This is a genomic window from Agromyces sp. GQ35 (assembly GCF_059758475.1).
Genome location: NZ_JCAXEO010000001.1, coordinates 1,645,958 through 1,666,307, shown reverse-complemented (window position 1 = coordinate 1,666,307; position 20,350 = coordinate 1,645,958). Strand labels below are relative to the sequence as shown.

Here is a 20,350-nt window from a genome sequence, read left to right as displayed (position 1 = left end):
ACACCCCCTTCGCCCTCTTCGATCTCGAGAGTGTGACGACGCCGGTCGCGGTCGACGAGCGCCCGCGGCATCCGTGCCACTCACGGGTCGTAGCCGACTCGAGCGACCGGGTCGCCTGGCTGCGAGCACGCTCGCAGGGCATCACCGCGACGGATGCCGCGAAGCTCGCGACCCCCGAATCGGTGCGCACCGCGGCCCACGAGAAACTGCACGGCAGCCGGTACAGCTTCGGCGGCAGCCGGTACACCGACCACGGCCGGGCCCGCGAGCCCGTGATCGCCGAGTGGGCGAGGCAGAGCCACGGCATCGAGCCGTCGACCCTGCTCTTCCACTCCGAGTTCGAACGCCGCCACCTCGCGACACCCGACGGACTGCGGGTTGCACCGAACGGCACCCTCGAGCTCTGCGAGATCAAGACGACCTCGAAACCATGGCGCGGCATCCCGCGCGGCTACCTGCGCCAGGTCTGGTGGCAGCAATACGTGCTCGGCGCCGAGCGCACGCTCGTCGTCTGGGAGCAGCACGACGAATTCGTCCCGGTCGCCGATGAGCCGCTGTACCGCTGGGTCGATCGAGACGACGACCAGATCGCGATCCTCGTCGGGCTCGCGAACCACCTGCTCGCGGCGATCCGGCCGAACGGCGCGAGCGAAGACCCCCGCGCGGTGTACCGGCCGGGGGCGCTCGCGTGACGACCGTCCTGCTGCACGGCCTCGGCGCCGACCGTCGACAGCCCCTCGATCTCCTCACGCCGGCCGTGCACGCCGCGATCGGTGCCGACGAGCTCATCGTCGCGCCCGACATCCGTGCCCATGGCGGGTACCTCTCGGTGGGCGACCCCGACGACTTCCGACTCGATCGGCTCGCCGTCGAGGTCGCCACATCGGTGCGGGAAGCCATCGCAGATGCGGGCGGGCTCGACGTCGACGCATCCGCCCCGCTCACGGTCGTCGGCATCTCGCTCGGCGCCGCGATCGCGTTGCGGCTCGCGCTCGACGGGCTGCTGCCGATCGAGCGTGCCGTCTTCGTTCGGCCCTCGTTCAGCGACCGGTCACTGCCCGAGCACCTGCGCGCCTTCCCGGTGATCGGTCAGATCCTCGCCGACGCCGGGCCGGCAGGGGTCGACGAGTTCCGCGAGCGGGCCGTGTTCCAACGCGTCGCCGCGGAGTCGCCGGCCGGCGCACGCGGACTGCTCGCGCAGTTCTCTGCGCCCGACGCGGCGCGCCGGGCGATGCGACTCGTCGAGATCCCGCGCAACCGTGCATTCACGGCCGATGCCGAGCTCGCAGGGCTCGCCGAACGCGGCATCCGCTCGCTCGTCCTCGGAGCGCGGCGCGACCCTGTGCATCCGTACGAACTCGCCGAGCGCTGGGCCGGCGCGCTCGACGCACCCCTCGTCGAGCTGCCGCCCCGCGACGACGGGCTGAGCGCGCAGTCGGCGTTGCTGCGCGAGGGTGTCGCCCGCTGGTTGCAGCACACCCGGGCCTGAGCGGTCGCGGGGGCGCGGGGTCTCGATACGGCGCTGGCGCGCCTACTCGACCGACGGAAGGCGACGCCGGCGCGCCTACTCGACCGACGGAAGGCACGACGCTGCCGTTCCCCGTTCGGCGACACCGCCGGCCGCCGGGGGTCGGTGCGATCATAGCGAGAGCGGTTACTGTGCGAGGGACGAATCACAGGAGGGTGTGTCGATGCGGGCTTTGGTGATCGATCAGACGGGCGGAGCCGATGAGCTGCACCTGGCCGAGGTGCCCGACCCGCTGCGCGTCAGCGACGAGGTGCTCGTGCGAGTCGTCGCCGCGGGCGTGAACCCGATCGACGTGAAGACCCGAGCCGGACGAGGTGTCGCGGGGGCGATCCTCGCCTATCCCGCCGTGCTCGGCGGCGACTTCGCCGGTGTCGTCGAAGCGGTGCCCTACTCGGCGCATCCGCTGCAACCGGGTGACCGGGTGTACGGAATGGGGCGCGTGCCCCGCGTCGGCGGCAGCTACGCCGAACTGATCTCGGTGAGCTCGCTGAGCGTCACCCGCATGCCCGCCTCGCTCTCGTTCGCCGAGGCGGCCGCCGTGCCGATCGCGGCGCTCACGGCGTGGGGCGCCGTCGTCGACACGGCGCGCGTGCACGACGGCCAGCGCGTGTTGATCCATGCCGCAGCCGGCGGAGTGGGCCACTTCGCCGTACAGTTCGCGGCGTATTTCGGTGCCGTCGTCACGGCCACCGCCTCGGCCGGCAACGCCGACTTCGTTCGCGAACTCGGCGCCCGCCGGGTCATCGACTACACGACCGAGCGGTTCGAAGAGATCGCCACCGGCCAAGACGTGGTCATCGACCTGATCGGCAACGTCGCGGATGCCACGGGCACTCGCTCGCTCGAGGCGCTGCGGCCGGCCGGGCTGATCGTGACCGTGCCGACGGGCTCGTGGCCCACCATGGCCGAGGAGGCCGCGGCGCGCGGCATCCGTTCCACCGGGTACTCGGTCGCACCCGACGCCCGAACGCTGTCGGTGATCACCCGACTCATCGACGACGGCGCCGTTCGCGTGCACGTCGAACGCGAGTTCCCGCTCGAGCAGGGCGCCGACGCGCATCGGCTGATCGAGGGCGGGCATGTGCGCGGCAAGGTCGTGCTGCGGGTGACGCCCGACCCGGCGTGACCGGCAGACCTCATCAGCCGGCGCGGGCGTCGAGCAGTGCGCTGCCGAGCTCGCTGCGCAGGTAGAGCACGCTGTGGCCGTACCTCGTCGAGACGAGGAGGCCGGCGTCGCGGAGCGCACGCAGGTGCTGGTTGACGGCCGACGGCGTGACCCCGAAGCGCACGCCGAGCTCGGTCGACGACGCCGGGTCGCCGAGCGCGGAGAGCAGGCTCGCCCGCGTCTCGCCGAGGATGGCGGCGACCGCGGCGGGGTTCGCGACCCGCTCCGTCTCCCAGAGGGCGCCCTGCCCGCGCGCCGGGTACATGATCATCGGCGGACCGTCCCCGACGGGGGCGGAGCCTCGACGGGTGAACATCGTCGGTACGAGGGTGAGGCCGAGGCCGTCGATGCGTTGCAGCCGATCGGCGGGGTCGCGCAGTCGCACCGACACGACCCCGTCGGCGTAGTCGACGGTCGAGGAGATGCCGTTCAGCATCGTCGAGAGTCCGCTCTGCGCGATCTGCCGGCCCCGATGCACGACGTCGGCCTCGAGCACGGCGCGCATGCGCGGCCAGTACGGGGCGAACGAGGCATCCCAGAGTTCCTGCAGCGCCCGCACGATGCGGTGGATGGCGGCTTTCGGCGAGCCCTCGAAGACGGCAGGCACCTGCCCGTGCACCGCGACGAGATCCGCGATGAAGGTCTCGGGCGCGACGGCTCGCAACTGCTCGAACTCGTCGTCGAGGCGGGTCAGCGGCGACTCGGGTCGCGGGTTCAGGAAGTCGGGGGTCCAGAGTCGCTCGTCGATGAGCCCCCGCAGTGCCTCGGTGTCGAGATCGGCGCGTGCCGCTTCCGTTCGGCGCAGCCACGGCAGCTGCAGTGGGAACCGCGCCGGGTCGTCGATGGCGCGCAGCGACAGGCCGAGTTCGCAGAGCGGGGAGATGCCGAAGCGGACGGCCGCGACATCCCCCTCATTGAGCACGTATCGCAACATGAAGCGTAACGCTACATCAATTTCGACGCGGTGACGGGTCTGCGAGAACTGACGAGTGAGCCCTACCGCAACACCATCCGAAGACACCGGCACGATTCCGACCATCGACCCGGCGACGCCGGCCAAGCGCTCGTTCGCCGCACGTGTGGCGGCGTCCCTCTCGGATCCGGTGCTGCGCATCCTGGTCAGCGCGACCATGATCTCGCGAGTCGGCCGCGGCATCTTCCTCACGGTCACCGTGCTGTACTTCACGTTCATCGTCGGCCTCGCGCCCCACGAGGTCGCGATCGTGCTCGCCGCATCGAGCGCCGCGGGCGTCGTCGCGTCCTTCGCCGGCGGGTGGCTCGCCGATCGCACGAGCGCGAAACGACTCCTCATCGCGTTCACCGCGATCGAGGGCGTCGCGCTCATCACCTACGTCTTCGCCGGCGACTTCATCAGCGCGCTCGTGATCGCGATCGTGTGCGGCTTCTTCGAACAGGGCGCGAACTCGACCCGATCGGCGATCATCGCTCGCGCGTTCGTCGGTGAGGAGCGCGTGCACGTGCGGGCCGTGCTGCGCACGGTCACCAACGCCTCGATCGCCGTCGGCTCGGGGCTCGGCGCGCTCGCACTCGCGATCGGAACCCCTGACGCCTACCGTGCGCTGATCGCCGGCGCCGGGGTGCTCTACCTGCTCGGCCTGATTCAGCTCGTCAGGCTCCCGGCCCGCGTCGACGCACCGCCACGACCCGATACTGTCCCGATCACGACCGCGACCGGGTCGGTGGATGCCGCGGCGAGCGCCGAAGCGGCAGCCGCCGAGCGCCGCTCCTGGCGCCGGCACTCGCCGTGGCGCGATCCGCGCTACCTCGTCTTCGCCGCCCTCAGCGCGGTGTTCGGCATGCAGTTCGGCGTCGCCGAGCTCGGGGTGCCGCTCTGGATCGCCCGCGAGACGAACGCGCCCGAAGTGCTCGTCGCAGCGCTCCTCATCCTCAACACCGTGATCGTCGTGATCTTCCAGGTGCCGCTCTCGCGAGGCACGCACGACCTGCGCATCGCCGCCCGGGTCTCGGGCATCGCCGCGTGGCTGATGGCCGGCGCCTGCCTCGTCTATGCATCGGCGGCCGGGTTGCCCACCGGATTCGCGATCGCGGTGCTCGTGCTCGCCGCGCTCACGCACGCGTTCGCCGAGGTGCTCTCACAAGCGGGCGGGTGGGGACTGAGCTTCGAGCTCGCCGACCCCGTGCAGGCGGGCAGCTACCAGGGCGTGTTCGGCATGAGCTACTCGATCGGCGCGCTCGCCGCCCCGCTCGTCGTGAACGCGACGGCGATCGAGCACGGCTTCTCGGGCTGGGTCGTGCTCGGCGCGATCTTCCTCGCCTCGGGTCTCGGCACCTGGTGGATCGCCCGGCGCGCGGCTCGCTCCGCCTGAGAGCCTGTCGCTCTGTCGCTCGGTCGCGGGCGCGTGACATGATCGGCGCATGCGCGAGCCCAGCACACCCACTCCGGCACACTCCGACGATGGGCGGTCATTCACGGTCGCGGATGCCGCAGGCACGCCGTTCATCGCCGGCACCCTGCTGCTCGTCACGACGGAGCGCGGGCGCCAGCTCGCACTCGTCGAGGAGCGCGAGGCACCGTCGGCCGATGCGACGGAGACGTTGCACGGGCGGTTGCTCGGTGCGATCGACGGCGACCGCTTCGACCCGCGCGGCAGCCACGCCTTCGCCGACGCGGTGGTCGAGGCCGCCGACGCCGAGACGATCGACCTCGTGCACGCCTCGCTCGGCGCGACACTCGAGATCGGCGTGAATCTCAGCCCGCCGAGCCGGCCCGCGCGGCTGCTCGCGCACCGCTTCAACCGGCACACCTTCTGGTGCGGCCAGAGCGGCTCGGGCAAGACCTACGCGCTCGGCGTGGTGCTCGAGCAGCTCATCGCGCACACGGCGCTGCCGGTCGTGGTGTTCGACCCGAACTCCGATTTCGTGCGGCTCGGTGAGCTGAACCCCGGGGCGACGGGGCCGACGGCCGAGCTGCTCCGGCAGCGCGACATCCGCGTGCTGCGCCCGAACACCGCGGGCACCGATCCGCTGCGCGCCCGGTTCACCGCGATGACGACGGAGGCGAAAGCCGCCGTGCTCCGGCTCGACCCCGTGGTCGACCGCGAGGAGTTCAACGCCGCCGTGCACCTCAGTGAGACGCTCAGCACGGTCGAGCCCGACGAGCTGCTGCCCGAGTTGCTCGAATCCGACAACCCCGCGCGGCGGTCACTCGGCCTCCGCATCGAGAACATGGGCATCCTGACCTGGGAGATCTGGGCCGGTCAGCACCGCGAAGCCACGCGCGTCATCGACGAACGAGCGGATGCCACGGTGCTCGACCTCGGCGGATTCTCGACGCCCGACCAGCACCTCGTCGTGGCGCTCTCGGTGCTCGATGAGCTGTGGGCCCGTCGAGAGGAGCGCCGGCCGGTGCTGCTCGTGATCGATGAGGCGCACAACCTCTGCTCGCCCGAACTGACGTCGCAACTCGCGATCGCGGTGCGCGAACGGATCATCCAGATCGCGGCCGAGGGTCGCAAGTACGGACTCTGGCTGCTGCTCTCGACGCAGCGGCCGTCGAAGGTGCACCCCGGCATCATCTCCCAGTGCGACAACCTCGCCCTGATGAAGATGAGCTCGCCCGTCGACCTCGACGGGCTCGCCACCTACTTCGGCTACGCGCCCGCCGCGCTCATCGCGCGGTCACCGTGGTTCCGGCAGGGCGAAGCGCTCTTCGCGGGTGGCTTCGTGCCAGCGCCGACGCTGCTCGCGATGAACGCGAGGCTCACGCCCGAGGGCGGCAGCGACGTCGGGGTGCCGCTGCGCTGAGGAACCTAGCCCCGTCGACCTATTTGCGCTTGCGCGACCCTCTACGCCGAGGAGCCAGCAGCCGCGAGATCCGGCCGTGGCGGTCAGTTCCTACCGGTCGCGACGAAAAGAAGGAGCGGTGCCGTCGTCGGGGCCGTAGCTCAGGCAATGATCTACCCCGCACGATATTGAAGCGAAGGTAATGGTGTTCACCCCTCCGACCGGTTCCCTCAATCGGACAACGACCTCTGAGGGCGATTCGAAGAGGTGCCATTGCCCGGACCCGTCAAAGGTGGGCGGATCATCATCTATCTCCGCCGGAGCGTATACAAAGTCAATCAATGTGACCCGACCAGTCGAGTCGAACACGAGCACGCTCTCGCTCGTCACATCCCTCCAAGTGCCCACCAGGCGATCGTCGTCAATGGAAACAGGTCTCGAGACTCCGTAGACGAAGGTCAGCACGATCGCCACGACAGCTAGTGCGGAAGTGACGCCGACTCCTCCGAACATCAACTTCTGTGCCCGGGACCATCTCATTTCAGAAGTTCACCTGGTGGAAGGCCGCATAAATCAACGCGCAACACCGAGCGGGCGCTCGAGTACCCAGTCGTCTTCGACGCGACCGCCGACGACGAAGTGCTTGCGGCCGACCTTCGCGAAGCCGTGGCGCTTGTAAAAGGCGATCGCGCGCGCATTCTCCTCGTTGACGCCGAGCCAGACCGTCGCGGCGCCGCTCGCTCCCGCCGTGTCGAGCGAGGCCCGCATGAGGGCGGCGCCCGTGCCGGTGCCGTGCGCGTCGGCGAGCACGTAGACCTTGCTGAGCTCGATCGCCGGGCGGGCCGTGACGGCCGCAGCGGCGTCGGCGTCGCTCGGCGCGCCCGCGATGAGCATCGTGTAGCCGACGAGCCGCGACTCCCCCGCAGCATCCGGCGCCGCGAGCTCCGCCACGAGCAGGATGCGGTCAGGGTCGGCGAGATAGCCCGCGAAGTGGTCGACGCCGAAGTGCTCGGCGATGAAGGCGGCGATCGCCTCCGCGGTCGTGTGCGGCGGGCACGCGAGCGGGAAGGTCGCCGCGGCGAGTGACGAGAGCGCAGCGGCATCCGTCATCGCGGCCGGCCTGATGCGCACGGCGGTCTCGATCGACTGGGTCACGAGCATCGATTCTGGCAGACGACGGCAGCCAGTAGGGGCCGCCCCGACCGCGGCAGGCTCCGGGATCACCGGATGCGGTCGAGGCGGCCCCTTCGGGCCGGGCCTCAGAGGAAGCGCGCGTAAGCGCCCACCGTGAGGAACGTCGGGAACTCGGGCTCGAGCGCGACGCTGCGGAACACCGAGATCGCGTCGTCGAACCGATCTCCCTCGAATCGAGGCAGCTCGGCGACGGCGGCCGCCATGATGCGCACGATCGAGGTCTGGTCGATGCGGGTGCCTTCAGCGGTGACGGTGTTCTCGTTGAGCCACTGCCAGACCTGCGAGCGCGAGATCTCGGCGGTCGCGGCATCCTCCATGAGGTTGTCGATCGCCGCGGCACCCGTGCCCCGCAGCCACGACTCGATGTAGCGGATGCCGATCGAGACGTTGTCGCGCACGCCGGCCTCGGTCACCTGCCCGCCGATCGAGGGGATGTCGAGCAGCTGCGCTGCGGTGACCTGCACGTCGTCGCGCAGGCGGTCGACCTGGTTCGGCCGATCACCGAGCACGGCGTCGAACTCGGCGCGTGCGGTGTCGATCAGGTCGGGGTGGGCCACCCACGTGCCGTCGAAGCCGTCGGCTGCCTCGCGGCGCTTGTCCGCGGTCACCGCGGCGAGCGCGCGCTCGGTGACCTCGGGGTCGCGGCGGTTCGGGATGAAGGCGCTCATGCCGCCGATGGCATGCGCCCCGCGCTTGTGGCAGGTGGCGACGAGCAGCTCGGTGTACGCCCGCATGAACGGCACCGTCATGGTGATCGCCTTGCGGTCGGGCATGACCCAGCGGCGACCGCGCGAGCGGAACGTCTTCACGATCGAGAAGATGTAGTCCCATCGCCCGGCGTTCAGGCCCGCGCAATGCTCGCGCAGCTCGTAGAGGATCTCGTCCATCTCGAACGCGGCCTGGATCGTCTCGATGAGCACCGTCGCACGCACCGTGCCCTGAGCGATGCCGAGGCGCCGCTGCGAGAAGACGAAGATGTCGTTCCAGAGCTTCGCCTCGCGGTGCGACTCGAGCTTCGGCAGGTAGAAGTACGGCCCGCGGCCCGCGGCGATGAGCGCCTGCGCGTTGTGGAAGAAGTACAGGCCGAAGTCGACGAGCGAGCCCGAGGCGTGCATCGCGCGACCGGCGCGGTCGTGGAACTTCAGGTGCTTCTCGACGAGGTGCCAACCGCGGGGGCGCATCACGATCGTCGGCGTCTCCTCGGCCGTGACGCGGTACTGCTTGCCCTCCGGGCTCGTGAACTCGAGCCGGTCGCGCACCGCGTCGAAGAGGCTCAGCTGCCCCTCGATGACGTTCCGCCAGGTCGGACTCGTGGCGTCCTCCTGGTCGGCGAGCCACACCTTGGCGCCCGAGTTCAGCGCATTGATCGCCATCTTGCGGTCGGTCGGGCCGGTGATCTCGACCCGGCGGTCCTCGAGACCGGGGCCGGCACCGGCAACCCGCCACGACGAGTCGTTGCGAATGCGCTCGGTCTCGGGCAGGAACCTCGGGTCGCGACCGTTCGCCGCGTCGACCCGGGTCTGCAGGCGTGCGGCGAGCAGCTCGTGGCGGGTGCCCGCGAAACGGTCGTGCAACTCCGCGAGGAAGGCGAGCGCCTCGGGCGTGAGGATCTCCGCGTAGCGCTCGCCGAGGGCCGCGGTGATCTCGATGCGGGGTTCGACCGTCTGGAAGCTGCCGGTGGCGGGCTTCGGCCGCGACGTCGAACGGTCCGGCGCAGCGGATGCCGCGGCATCCGTTCGCTCGATGGTCATGCTGGGTGTGGTGTTCATGATCGTGTCTCCTTCGGTTCGTCGGTCGAGTAGCGCGAAGCGCGTATCGAGACCCGGCGGGTGGGTCTCGATACGGCGCTGGCGCGCCTACTCGACCGGCGGATGCGTCAGTGGCTGAACTGGTCTTCCTCGGTCGATCCGACGAGGGCGAGCGTTGCGCTGTTGGGGTTCAGCGCCGTGGCGATGCGATCGAAGTAGCCGGTGCCGACCTCGCGCTGGTGGCGCGTTGCGGTGTATCCGGATGCCTCCGAGGCGAATTCCGCCTCCTGGAGTTCGACGTAGGCGCTCATGTGCCGCTCGTTGTAGTCCTTCGCGAGCGTGAACATGGAGTGGTTGAGGGCGTGGAAGCCCGCGAGGGTGATGAACTGGAAGGCGTAGCCCATCGACGCGAGCTCGCGCTGGAACTTCGCGATCTGGTCGTCGTCGAGGTGGCGCTTCCAGTTGAACGACGGCGAGCAGTTGTACGAGAGGCGCTTGCCCGGGAACTTTGCGTGCACGGCCTCGGCGAAGCGCCGAGCGAGGTCGAGGTCGGGCTCGGCGGACTCGACCCAGAGCAGGTCGGCGTACTCGGCGTAGGCCAGGCCGCGGGCGATGACCGGCTCGATGCCGTTCTGGACCTCGTAGAAGCCCTCGGCAGTGCGCTCGCCCGTGACGAAGGGGCGGTCGCGCTCGTCGTGATCGCTCGTGAGCAGCGTCGCGGCGAGCGAGTCGGTGCGCGCGATGATGATCGACGGGACGCCCGCGACGTCCGCCGCCAGACGTGCCGCGTTGATCGTGCGGATGTGCTGGCTCGTGGGCACGAGGACCTTGCCGCCCATGTGGCCGCACTTCTTCTCGCTCGCGAGCTGGTCCTCCCAGTGCACGCCGGCCGCACCCGCCTCGATCATCTGGTGCATGAGCTCGTAGGCGTTGAGCGGTCCGCCGAAGCCGGCCTCGGCGTCGGCGACGATCGGCACCATCCAGTCGGCGGGGCCGCTCGCGCCCTCGCCCTGCTCGATCTGGCCGGCGCGCAGCAGCGCGTTGTTGATGCGGCGCACGACCGCGGGCACCGAGTTCGCCGGGTACAGCGACTGGTCGGGGTAGGTCTGGCCCGACAGGTTCGCGTCCGCGGCGACCTGCCAGCCGCTGAGGTAGATCGCCTTCAGGCCGGCGCGCACCTGCTGCACCGCCTGGTTGCCGGTCAGAGCGCCGAGCGCGGCCGACCACTGCGGGTTCTCCTGAGGGGCGAAGGCGGTGCCCGTGTTCTGCTGGATGTCCTGCCACAGCTTCTCGGCTCCCCGCTTGGCGAGCGTGCGCTCCTCGCGAACCGGCCCTCGAAGCGCGATGACGTCGGCGGCGGAGTAGTCGCGGCTGACGCCTTCCCAGCGCGGGTCGGCGTCCCACTCGAGCTGCAGTTCGGCAGCGGTCTGGGTCTGGTCGCCGGGGCGGTTCGTCGTGCTCATGGTGTCCTCCGAGTGGTGCTGAGCGGATGCTTCTGGGTCTCCGTCCGACGTCTGCTTCGACGTCGTGCGGGGGTCTGTGGCATCCACTCTGCGCCCGCTCGGCACCCGCCGAATGACGATCTCGGGGGTGAACTTCGCCGGTTCTTCTGCGCGGAAGAACTTTTCGCGGCACTCGAACGTCAAGTCGGCACTTGAGAGGATTGACGCCACGCGCCGCCGCACAATACCTTCCGTACATCGAGGCGACGGAGATTAGATGATGAACGTGATGACCGCCATCCCCCAGTCAAGGGGTCAGGCGCCATCCATTCTCCCGCTCCAGATCGTCACCCGCCGCGGCGCCCGGCCGCGGTTTCGCAGCACGACCCATCTCGGCCCGACGAGGAAACCCGAACGGTACCTCCGCGCACACCCGCGCACGGAGGTACCCCGTCAACGCGCCCGGCACCAGTCCGGGTCGCGCATCGACCCCCGGGTCGATGCGGGGTGTCCACAAGACACCCTCGTCACTCCACACGAGAGGGAACACATTGATGAACCGAACCCCGCGGCGCAGAGTCGCGTCGCGAGGTGTCGCCTCCTTGGCGGCACTCTTCACCAGTGCAGCACTCATCCTGACGCCAGCGATCGCGAACGCGACGACCACGACCGGAGACCCCGGGATCGTCGGCGCGAACGCGACTGAGGCGGTCGCCGGCGAGTACATCGTCGTATTGAAGCCGCCCAGCGAGATCGGCATCGCCGACGATGTCGCAGCGGCGCTCACCGACCAGATCGGCGGCGAGGTCCAGAGCACCTTCAACGCGGTGTTCAACGGCTTCTCGGCCGAGCTCAGCGAAGACGAGGCGCTCGCGATCGCGGCCGACGACCGCGTCGACTACGTCGAGCAGGTGCAGCGCGTCTACGCGATGGGCGAGCAGGTCAACCCGCCCAACTGGGGCGATGACCGCATCGACCAGCGCGATCTGCCGCTCGACAGCAGGTACGTCTACCCCGACACCGCCGGCCAGGGCGTCAACGTCTACATCGTCGACACGGGCATCCGGCTCACGCACAGCGAGTTCACCGGGCGCATCCGGCCGGGCTTCGATGCGGTGACCGCCGGCGGCAACGCGAACGACTGCCAGGGTCACGGCACGCACGTCGCCGGCTCGGCCGTGGGCACCACGTACGGCGTCGCCAAGAAGGCGACCGTGTACCCCGTGCGAGTGCTCGACTGCGCGGGCTCCGGCTCGACGACCGACCTGCTCGAGGGCATCGAGTGGGTGACCGAGAATGCGGCGAAGCCGGCGACGGTGAACTACAGCATCGGCTGCCGTTCGGCGTGCTCGATCCCCTCGATCGACCAGGCCGTGCGCACGCTCGTCGCCTCGGGCATCACCTGGGTGCAGGCCGCAGGCAACAGCAACGACGACGCGTGCCGCTACAGCCCGCAGCTCGTACCCGAGGGCATCACGGTCGGCAACATGACGCGCACCGACGCCAAGGCCTCCACGAGCAGTTGGGGCAGCTGCCTCGACGTCTGGGCGCCCGGTACGTCGATCGTCTCGTCGTGGCACACCGGCGACGCGGTGACCAACACCATCAGCGGTACGTCCATGGCCTCGCCGCACGTGGCGGGCGCGACCGCGCTCTACCTCGGCGCCAATCCCGGCGCCACCCCGGCGCAGGTGCAGGCTGCGATCGTGGGCAACGCCTCGACCGGCAAGCTGACCGGGCTCGACGCCGCATCGCCGAACCGCCTGCTGTACACGGCGTTCCTGAACGGCGGCACCCCGCCGGTGGGCAACGTCGACCTGGCGACCCCCGCGAACCAGACCGGCACGGTCGGGCAGGGCGTGAACCTCGCCGTCGCCGCGTCGGGCGGCACCGCGCCGTACGCGTTCTCGGCCAGCGGCCTTCCGGCCGGACTGTCGATCAACGCCTCGACCGGTGCGATCTCGGGCACGCTCACCACGGCGGGCACGGCGAACGTGACCGTCACGGTGCGCGACTCGGCGAGCCCCGCGACCACCGACTCGGTCACGTTCGGCTGGACGGTCACGGCGACGAACCCGAGCACCTGCACGGGCCCGCTCGTGCGCACGGGTTCGCTGTCCGCGGGCCAGCAGCTCGCGCTGCCGTCGTTCACGCGCACGAGCGGATCGATCGAGGTCTGCCTCGATGGTCCGAGCGGCGCCGACTTCGATGTGTACCTGCAGAAGTCGTCGTGGTTCGGCTGGAGCACGGTGGCGCAGGGCATCTCGGCCAGCGCCGACGAGAAGTTCACCTACCCGGGCACGTCGGGCACCTACCGGCTCGTCGTGGAAGCGTACTCCGGCTCGGGGGCGTACACCGCAACCGTGAAGTAGTTCGGCACGAGTGAACGAGTGAACGAACGGATGCCGCGGGGTGCACCACCCCGCGGCATCCGTGTGTCTCGCCCCGCGGCATCCGCTCTCTTCGCCGATGTCGCCGGCGCACCCTGCTCAGCCGCCGGCGGGAAAACGCACCGCGACCCGCAGGCCGCCGTTCAGGCGGGGCGCGAGGTGCAGCCCGGCACCGTGCCGCTCGGCGATGGCTGCAACGATCGACAGCCCGAGGCCGCGCCCGCGCTGCGACGCGGCGCTGGTGCGGCCTCTCAGGCGGTAGAACGGTGCAGTCAGTTCCGCGACCGTCGCCGCTTCGAGCAGGTCGCCGCTGTTCGCCACCTCGATCGTCGTCCAGCGGCTCGACGATCGCGTCGACACCCGAACGACGCCGCCGCGCACATTGTGGCGGATCGCGTTCTGCACGAGGTTCGAAAGCATCTGCCTGAGCAGCACCCCATCGCCGGAGACCGTCACCGGCGTCGTAGCCAATTCGATTCGCACACCGGCCTGTTCCGCCTCGAGGCGGGCGTCGTCGACGACGGATGCCGCGAGCTCGCCGAGCTCGACCGGCACCGTCGCCGCGGCTCCCGCCTCCGCTTCGGAGAGGTCGAGCAGCGCTTCGACTGTCGCGATGCTGCGCTCGTTCGTCTCGCGCAAGCGCTCGAGCAGCGCGACATCGGGCGCGCCCGGCGAGCTGATCGCGACGTCGAGCATCGTGCGGTTCGTGGCGAGCGGGGTGCGCAGCTCATGCGAGGCGTTCGCTGCGAACCGCCGGTGCGCACCGAGCGAGCGCTCGAGCTCGGTGAGCATCTCGTCGAAGGTGTCTGCCAGGTCGGTGATCTCGTCACGCGGGCCGGCCAGCGCGATGCGGTGGTCGAGATGCCCACGCGCGGCACGATGCGCTGCGCGGTTGACCTCCTGCAGCGGACGCAGCATCCGGCCGGCGACGAACCAGCCGGCCCAGGCACCACCCGCGGCGAGCACGGCGAGGGCGCCCGCCGACACCCAGAGCAGCAGTTGCAGGATGTCGGCGCGCGAACCGACGACGAGCGGCGCCGCCGTGGTCGTCGCGGCGATGCCTTCGTCGAGACCGGTGACGCCGCCACCCGGGGACGCCTCGCCGATCGTGATCTCGGGCGCGGTGCCGCTGGGGGCGACCGCCTCGATCGACGTCGCCGCGACGAACTCGTACGTCGGCACGAGTCCGACGAAGAAGGCGATGATCGCGAGCAGAACGGCGCCGGCGATGGTGAGCAACCCCGCATAGGTGAGCGCGAGTCGTGCCCGCACCGTCAACCGGAACGAACGGGGGTCGGCGGATGGCGCGGTGTCAGCCACGCGGCACGTCGATCGCGTAGCCCGCACCGGGGTCGGTGCGGATCATCCACGGCTCACCGAGCTTTCGCCGCAGCGTCGAGATCGTCATCTTCACCGAGTTCGTGAACGGATTCGCGTTCTCGTCCCAGGCCTTCTCGAGCAGCGTCTCAGCGCTGACGACGCCGCCCGCTGCGCGCATCAGCACCTCGAGCACCGAGAATTCCTTGCGGCTGAGGCGCACGAACCGCCCGTCGCGGAACACTTCACGGCGGAACGGATCGAGGGTGACCCCCGCCGCTTCGAGCCGCGGCGGCAGTGTCGTGAACTTCCGTCGCCCCAGCGCCCGGACCCGGGCGACCAGCTCGGGGAACTCGAACGGTTTCGCGAGGTAGTCGTCGGCGCCGAGCTCGAAGCCACCGACCTTGTCGCCGAGGCGCCGCGCCGCCGTCAGCATGAGGATCGCCGGCCGTTCGTCGCGCGCCGCGAGCGTGCGGCACACCTCATCGCCGTGGATGCCGGGCAGGTCACGGTCGAGCAGCACCGCATCGTAATCGTTGACGTCGATCGCGAAGAGCGCCGTCGCCCCGTCGACGGCGATGTCGGCGGCGATGGCCTCGAGCGCGAGTCCGGCCCGCACGGCCTCGGCGAGGTAGGGCTCGTCCTCCACGATCAGCACACGCACGCGGCGCCTCCATTCCTCGGTGCTCGGCAGCGCTCGAGTGAGGCGCGCCGGAGTCAAGCGAAGCGCGACGGGCATAAGGAATTCGTCAGTACTGGCTTTTACTCCCCTACGACCGCGCTGTGAGTGTGCTGGGATCCGACCCCGTCTCCCGGGGCACGACGAAAGGAATCCCCCATGACCGCCCTCACCCGGCAACGACCCCGACGAGTCAGGGCGATGCTCGCCCTGACCGGCATCGGCCTGCTCATCGCGCTCTCCGCGTGCGCTCCGACCTCGTCGGACGGCCCCGACCTCGCCTCCGGCGACTCCCAGGCGGAGTACGACGACTGGTCGCTCGAGTTCGGCGAGTGCATGAAGGAGGAGGGCGTCGACGTCTCGATGAGCTCGGGTACCTCCAGCTCGGCCGAGACCAGCGAGGATTCCGCGACCACGCTCGACCTCGGCGAGATGGACCTCGAGGCGATGGAGGCAGCGCACGAGACGTGCATCGAGAAGGTCGGCGAGCCCCCGGTGCAGCCGGGAATGCCGGACAGCGAGGAGATGAACGAGGCGATGCTCGCCTTCGCCGCGTGCATGCGCGACGCCGGGTACGACTTCCCCGACCCCGAGATCTCGGGCGATGGAGGCGTGGTCGCGATGCAGGCGATGCCCGCCGCCGACATCGACCCGGCGGTCATGGAGGCCTGCAACGAAGAGGCCGGCTTCCCCGAGATGCCGGGAGACGACGAATGATCGACGAGCGACCGGCCTCGGATGCCGCAGCCAGCACGTCGCGGCCGAGACGGCGTGCCCCGTGGCTCGTCGCGGGCGCGTGCGTCGCAGCGATCGGCGTCGTGGCGACCGTGCTCGTGCTGAATCGCCCGCCGGCTTCGGCCGCTGACGGCGAGGGCGGCGACTCCGCCGTCGACGCTCCCACCGAGGAGGTCGTGCGCGGTCCGCTCACCGAGCGGGTGCGGCTGACGGGCCGACTCGGCTACGACGGCGTGCGCGACCTCGGCACGACCCTCGGCGGCACGGTGACGGCGCTTCCCGACGCCGGATCGGTGATCGATCGCGGCGGAGAACTGTTCCGCATCGACGACCAGCCGGTCGCGCTCTTCTTCGGCGCACTGCCGATGTGGCGGCCGTTCTCCTCCGGAATGGACGACGGCCCCGACGTGCTGCAGCTCGAACAGAACCTCGCAGCGCTCGGGTACTTCGACCGCGAACCCGACACCGAGTTCGCCGCCTCGACCGCCGAAGCGATCGAGGAGTGGCAGGAGGCGCTGGGCCTCGAGGAGACCGGCACGATCGAGCCGGGTCGCATCGTGTTCGCCGCCGGACCCCAACGGATCGCTGCGCAGAAGGCGAGCATCGGCGACCCTGGCGGCGGCGCCGTCGTCTCGGTCTCCGGCACCGAGAAGCGGGTGACCGCGTACCTCGCGCCGAACCTCAAGGAGATCGCGGTGGCGGGGGCGAAGGTGCAGCTGAACATCCCGGGCGGCGGTCCCGCCGAAGGCACGGTCTCGGCGGTCGGCGCACCGGTCGAGCAGGACGACGGCCAGGGCGGGAAGAAGCTGAAACTGCCCGTCACGATCACACTCGACGATGCGGCATCCGCCGACGGGCTCGACGATGTCGGCGTGACCGGCGAGCTCACCGCAGTGAAGCGCGAGGACGCCCTGCTGGTGCCGGTGCTCGCGCTCCTCGCGACCTCGGGTGGCGGCTCAGCGGTCGAGGTCGTCGTGGGCGGCGAGTCGAAGATCGTCCCGGTCGAGCTGGGTGCGTTCGCCGACGGCATGGTCGAGGTGACCGGCGGCGATCTCGAGGCCGGCGACGAAGTCGTGGTCGCGAAGTGAGCGCGCCACTCGTCTCGCTTCGCGGCGTCTCGCGCTCGTACGGCTCACCGCCGACCGTCGCCCTCTCGGATGTCGACTTCGACATCGATCGCGGCGAGATGCTCGCGATCGTCGGTCCGAGCGGCTCGGGCAAGTCGACGCTGCTGAACCTGATCGGCACCCTCGACCGACCGAGTGCCGGCGACATCCACATCGATGGGCACGACACCGGTGCGATGAGCGACTCCGAGTTGTCGGCGCTCCGCGCGTTCACCATCGGTTTCGTCTTCCAGCAGTACCACCTGGCCGACGGAGTGAGCGCCGTGGACAACGTCGCGACGGGGCTGCTCTACACGGGCACGCCGTCAGCCGAGCGGCGCGCGCGCGCCGCCGTCGCCCTCGAGCGGGTCGGCCTCTCGGCGCGGGCGCACCATCGCCCGCAGGAATTGTCGGGCGGCGAGCGCCAGCGCGTCGCGATCGCCCGCGCCGTGGTCGGCGAACCGGCGCTCATCCTCGCCGACGAGCCCACCGGAGCGCTCGACACGCGCTCGGGGGCGGCCGTGGTGTCGATCCTCGCCGAGTTGAACGCGACGGGTACGACGGTCGTCGTGATCACGCACGACCCGCAGGTCGCCGAGCGGATGCCGCGGCAGCTCGGCATCCGGGACGGCGAGCTGGTCGGCGACCGACGCGCGGACCGGCTCCTGGGGGCGGCCTCGTGAACGGCCTCCGTTCGCGGCTGCTGGCGCGCGACCTGGTGGGGCTCGGGTTCCACGGGCTCCGCGCCCGGCCGATGCGTGCGGCACTCTCGGCACTCGGCATCGCGATCGGCATCGCGGCGATGATCGCCGTCGTCGGCATCTCGACCTCGAGCGAGGCACTCGTGAAGCAGAAGCTCGCCGCACTCGGCACGAACCTGCTCACCGCCACGGCCGGCACCGACTTCTTCGGAGAGGATACGGAGTTGCCCGTCGATGCGGTGGAGCGGGTGCGGCGCATCACGGGCGTCGATCAGGCGAGTTGGACTTCGACGCTGAAGCAGGTGCACGTCTACCGGAACGAGCACATCGACGCCGGCGCGACCCAGGGGCTCACCGTCGCAGCTGCCGACCTCGAGCTGCTCGGCGCCACGAGCACGCCGCTCGCGGCGGGCGACTGGCTGAACGAAGCGACCGAGCGCTACCCGGCCGTCGTGCTCGGAGCGAAGGCCGCTGAACGTCTCGGCATCGTCAGCGTCGGCAGCCGGGTCCTCCTCGGCGGCGAGCAGTTCACCGTCGTCGGCATCCTCGACCGCTCGCCGCTCGCACCCGAGCTCGACTCCGTCGCGCTCATCGGCGGGCCGATCGCGCGCGAGCTCTTCGGATTCGAGGGTGCGCCGACGACGATCTACGAGCGCGGCGATGACGAGCTCGTCGCCCAGGTGCGGGAGCTCCTGCCGGCGACGATCGATCCCGAGTCGCCGAGCGAGGTGAAGGTGAGCCGGCCATCGGACGCGCTCGCCGCGAAGAACACCATCGACCAGGCCTTCACCGGCCTGCTCGTCGGCGTCGGTTCGATCGCGCTCCTCGTCGGGGGCATCGGCGTGGCCAACACCATGGTGATCTCGGTGCTCGAGCGACGCCAGGAGATCGGCCTGCGGCGCTCGCTCGGCGCTACCCGCGGACACATCCGGTCGCAGTTCCTCGTGGAGGCGATGCTGCTCGCCCTGTGCGGCGGCATCGCGGGCACGGGAATCGGCTGGGCGATCACTGCGGTGGTCGCCGCGTCGAACGGCTGGCTCGTCTCGGTGCCCGCCGTCGTGCTCGCGGCGGGCGTCGGAGCGACGGTCGTCGTCGGCGCGGTCGCGGGCGCACTCCCGGCCGCGCGGGCGGCCCGCACCTCGCCAACCGCCGCGCTGAACGGCTGAACGTGGCGCGGGTCGAGACGCGCATCGCACCCCGGTCGACCAGGGCGGTTTCGACCGCATGACACCGAGCCGGACGAACTGTCGGGCGGTTGACACCCGCCCGATGGTTTGTCCCGTTCGTCGGCTCCGCCATTGCGGCCCGAGTGTCGTGCAGATTGAATGGCGACGAACGCGATGAGGCGTCCGAGCGAACGGGAGGTGCCATCACGTGACAGCGACACCGGTGACCGAGGCCAGGGCGGCCTCCCCGCACGATCCGGGGGGCCGGCCCGACGAGGCGACGGGCAGCGTCGTGCTCGACGGGGTGACGAAGCGGTACGGTCAGGCCACCGCGGTCGACGGCCTCTCCCTCGCGATCGAGGCGGGCGAGTTCATCTCGCTGCTCGGGCCGTCGGGGTGCGGCAAGACCACGACGCTGCGCATGATCGCGGGCTTCGAGCAACCGGATGCCGGTGACATCCGGATCTCCGGACGATCCGTGCTGGGGGCGCCGCCGTACCGGCGCGACGTGAACACCGTGTTCCAGGCGTATGCGCTCTTCCCCCACATGTCAGTCGCCGAGAACGTCGCCTACGGCCTGCAGCAGCGGCGCACGCCCAAGTCGGAGGTTCGCGAGCGCGTCATCGAGGCGCTCGACCTCGTGCAGATGCGTCGCTTCGCCGATCGCACGTCGACGCAGCTCTCGGGCGGGCAGCAGCAACGTATCGCGCTCGCCCGCGCGCTCGTGAACCGGCCGGCGGTGCTGCTCCTCGACGAGCCCCTCGGCGCCCTCGACCGGCAGTTGCGCGAAGAGATGCAGCTCGAACTGAAGCTCCTGCAGTCTCGACTCGGCATCACCTTCGTCTTCGTCACGCACGATCAGGGTGAAGCGCTGTCGATGAGCGACCGCATCGCGATCATGCGCGATGGGCGCATCGAGCAGCTCGCCGACGCCGACACGGTCTACGCCCGCCCTGCGTCAGCCTACGTCGCCGCGTTCGTCGGCCAGCAGAACTTCTTCCGCGGTGCCGTCGCCGCCGACGGGGCCGGCATCGATACACCGCACGCACTCGTTCGCGGCTCCCACGCCGAACTCGCGACGGGCGGCACGGGCCAGGCGGCGGTCCGCCCCGAGTTCGTGCGCATCGAAAAGGATGTCGCGGCCGCGACATCCGCTGCCGTGAACGCCGCGCGGGGCACCGTCATCGGCGTCTCGCACCTCGGCGAGACGATGCAGTACCTCGTGCGCGCCGGCGACGAAAGCCTGATCGTGCGCCGCCCCACCCCCGAGGCGCCGGCGCTCGGCCTCGGCGATGCCGTCGTGTGCTCCTGGAGCGCCGAGAGCGTGCTGCTCTTCCCCGCCGACGACGCGGCGAGCGCGGCGGGCTACGTCGCCCCGCCGACCGACTGATCCGAGCACCGACCGACCCGCAAT

General features: G+C 70.5%; 17 protein-coding genes. 11 read left to right on the top strand and 6 right to left on the bottom strand.

Annotation, left to right across the window (positions count from 1 at the left end):
* The first annotated feature begins 32 nt into the window (after nt 1–32).
* From AC6CH0_RS07725 to AC6CH0_RS07715, 3 genes are all read left to right on the top strand, one after another.
* A complete protein-coding gene (locus AC6CH0_RS07725) occupies nt 33–692 on the top strand; it encodes a YqaJ viral recombinase family protein (protein ID WP_498101068.1) in 660 nt (219 codons plus the stop codon).
* Nucleotides 689–1,489 carry an alpha/beta fold hydrolase gene (locus AC6CH0_RS07720; RefSeq protein WP_498099387.1) on the top strand — a complete coding sequence of 267 codons (801 nt, stop codon included), beginning with the start codon at nt 689–691 and terminating at the stop codon, nt 1,487–1,489. The genes AC6CH0_RS07725 and AC6CH0_RS07720 overlap by 4 nt, the downstream gene beginning before the upstream one ends.
* A 214-nt stretch (nt 1,490–1,703) precedes the next feature.
* Entirely contained in the window at nt 1,704–2,654 is a 951-nt protein-coding gene (locus AC6CH0_RS07715) for an NADP-dependent oxidoreductase (RefSeq protein WP_498099385.1), read from the top strand.
* 13 nt (nt 2,655–2,667) lie between these two features.
* Here the strand turns inward: AC6CH0_RS07715 and AC6CH0_RS07710 are convergent, their stop codons facing one another.
* Nucleotides 2,668–3,627, bottom strand: coding sequence for an ArsR/SmtB family transcription factor (locus AC6CH0_RS07710; RefSeq protein ID WP_498099383.1), 960 nt, complete (start codon nt 3,625–3,627; stop codon nt 2,668–2,670).
* 55 nt (nt 3,628–3,682) lie between these two features.
* Here AC6CH0_RS07710 and AC6CH0_RS07705 point away from each other — a divergent pair, with 55 nt between their 5' ends.
* Both AC6CH0_RS07705 and AC6CH0_RS07700 read left to right on the top strand, forming a co-directional pair.
* Nucleotides 3,683–5,041 (top strand): MFS transporter, encoded by a 1,359-nt coding sequence (locus AC6CH0_RS07705; protein WP_498099381.1) that lies wholly within the window; start codon nt 3,683–3,685, stop codon nt 5,039–5,041.
* 49 nt (nt 5,042–5,090) lie between these two features.
* Nucleotides 5,091–6,479, top strand: coding sequence for an ATP-binding protein (locus AC6CH0_RS07700; protein WP_498099379.1), 1,389 nt, complete (start codon nt 5,091–5,093; stop codon nt 6,477–6,479).
* A gap of 552 nt (nt 6,480–7,031) precedes the next feature.
* Here the strand turns inward: AC6CH0_RS07700 and AC6CH0_RS07695 are convergent.
* The 3 genes from AC6CH0_RS07695 to aceA all read right to left on the bottom strand — a co-directional run bounded on the left by AC6CH0_RS07695 (nt 7,032) and on the right by aceA (nt 10,863).
* Nucleotides 7,032–7,613: a GNAT family N-acetyltransferase gene (locus tag AC6CH0_RS07695; protein ID WP_498099377.1), complete on the bottom strand. Its 582-nt coding sequence runs from the start codon at nt 7,611–7,613 to the stop codon at nt 7,032–7,034.
* A 104-nt stretch (nt 7,614–7,717) separates the two neighbouring features.
* Complete coding sequence (gene aceB / locus AC6CH0_RS07690; RefSeq protein ID WP_498099375.1) at nt 7,718–9,421, bottom strand: malate synthase A; 1,704 nt, start codon at nt 9,419–9,421, stop codon at nt 7,718–7,720.
* 107 nt (nt 9,422–9,528) lie between these two features.
* On the bottom strand, nt 9,529–10,863 hold the full coding sequence (aceA, locus tag AC6CH0_RS07685; RefSeq protein WP_498099373.1) for an isocitrate lyase: 1,335 nt from the start codon (nt 10,861–10,863) through the stop codon (nt 9,529–9,531).
* A gap of 581 nt (nt 10,864–11,444) precedes the next feature.
* Here aceA and AC6CH0_RS07680 point away from each other — a divergent pair.
* Nucleotides 11,445–13,214 carry a S8 family peptidase gene (locus AC6CH0_RS07680; protein WP_498099371.1) on the top strand — a complete coding sequence of 590 codons (1,770 nt, stop codon included), beginning with the start codon at nt 11,445–11,447 and terminating at the stop codon, nt 13,212–13,214.
* A 117-nt stretch (nt 13,215–13,331) separates the two neighbouring features.
* Here the strand turns inward: AC6CH0_RS07680 and AC6CH0_RS07675 are convergent, their stop codons facing one another.
* Nucleotides 13,332–14,552 carry a sensor histidine kinase gene (locus AC6CH0_RS07675; RefSeq protein WP_498099369.1) on the bottom strand — a complete coding sequence of 407 codons (1,221 nt, stop codon included), beginning with the start codon at nt 14,550–14,552 and terminating at the stop codon, nt 13,332–13,334.
* Entirely contained in the window at nt 14,545–15,213 is a 669-nt protein-coding gene (locus AC6CH0_RS07670; protein ID WP_498099367.1) for a response regulator transcription factor, read from the bottom strand. The genes AC6CH0_RS07675 and AC6CH0_RS07670 overlap by 8 nt, the downstream gene beginning before the upstream one ends.
* 174 nt (nt 15,214–15,387) lie before the next feature.
* On the opposite strand from AC6CH0_RS07670, the gene AC6CH0_RS07665 reads away from it, so the two are divergent.
* The 5 genes from AC6CH0_RS07665 (at nt 15,388) to AC6CH0_RS07645 (ending at nt 20,326) form a co-directional block, all read left to right on the top strand.
* Nucleotides 15,388–15,945: a hypothetical protein gene (locus AC6CH0_RS07665; protein ID WP_498099365.1), complete on the top strand. Its 558-nt coding sequence runs from the start codon at nt 15,388–15,390 to the stop codon at nt 15,943–15,945.
* A complete protein-coding gene (locus tag AC6CH0_RS07660; RefSeq protein WP_498099363.1) occupies nt 15,942–17,051 on the top strand; it encodes a peptidoglycan-binding protein in 1,110 nt (369 codons plus the stop codon). The genes AC6CH0_RS07665 and AC6CH0_RS07660 overlap by 4 nt, the downstream gene beginning before the upstream one ends.
* A complete protein-coding gene (locus AC6CH0_RS07655; protein ID WP_498099361.1) occupies nt 17,048–17,752 on the top strand; it encodes an ABC transporter ATP-binding protein in 705 nt (234 codons plus the stop codon). Before AC6CH0_RS07660 ends, AC6CH0_RS07655 begins: the two co-directional genes overlap by 4 nt.
* The gene (locus AC6CH0_RS07650; protein ID WP_498099359.1) at nt 17,749–18,936 is read left to right on the top strand and encodes an ABC transporter permease; all 1,188 of its coding nucleotides are present in this window, start codon (nt 17,749–17,751) and stop codon (nt 18,934–18,936) included. Before AC6CH0_RS07655 ends, AC6CH0_RS07650 begins: the two co-directional genes overlap by 4 nt.
* 208 nt (nt 18,937–19,144) lie before the next feature.
* Complete coding sequence (locus tag AC6CH0_RS07645) at nt 19,145–20,326, top strand: ABC transporter ATP-binding protein (protein ID WP_498099357.1); 1,182 nt, start codon at nt 19,145–19,147, stop codon at nt 20,324–20,326.
* Nucleotides 20,327–20,350 lie beyond the last annotated feature (24 nt).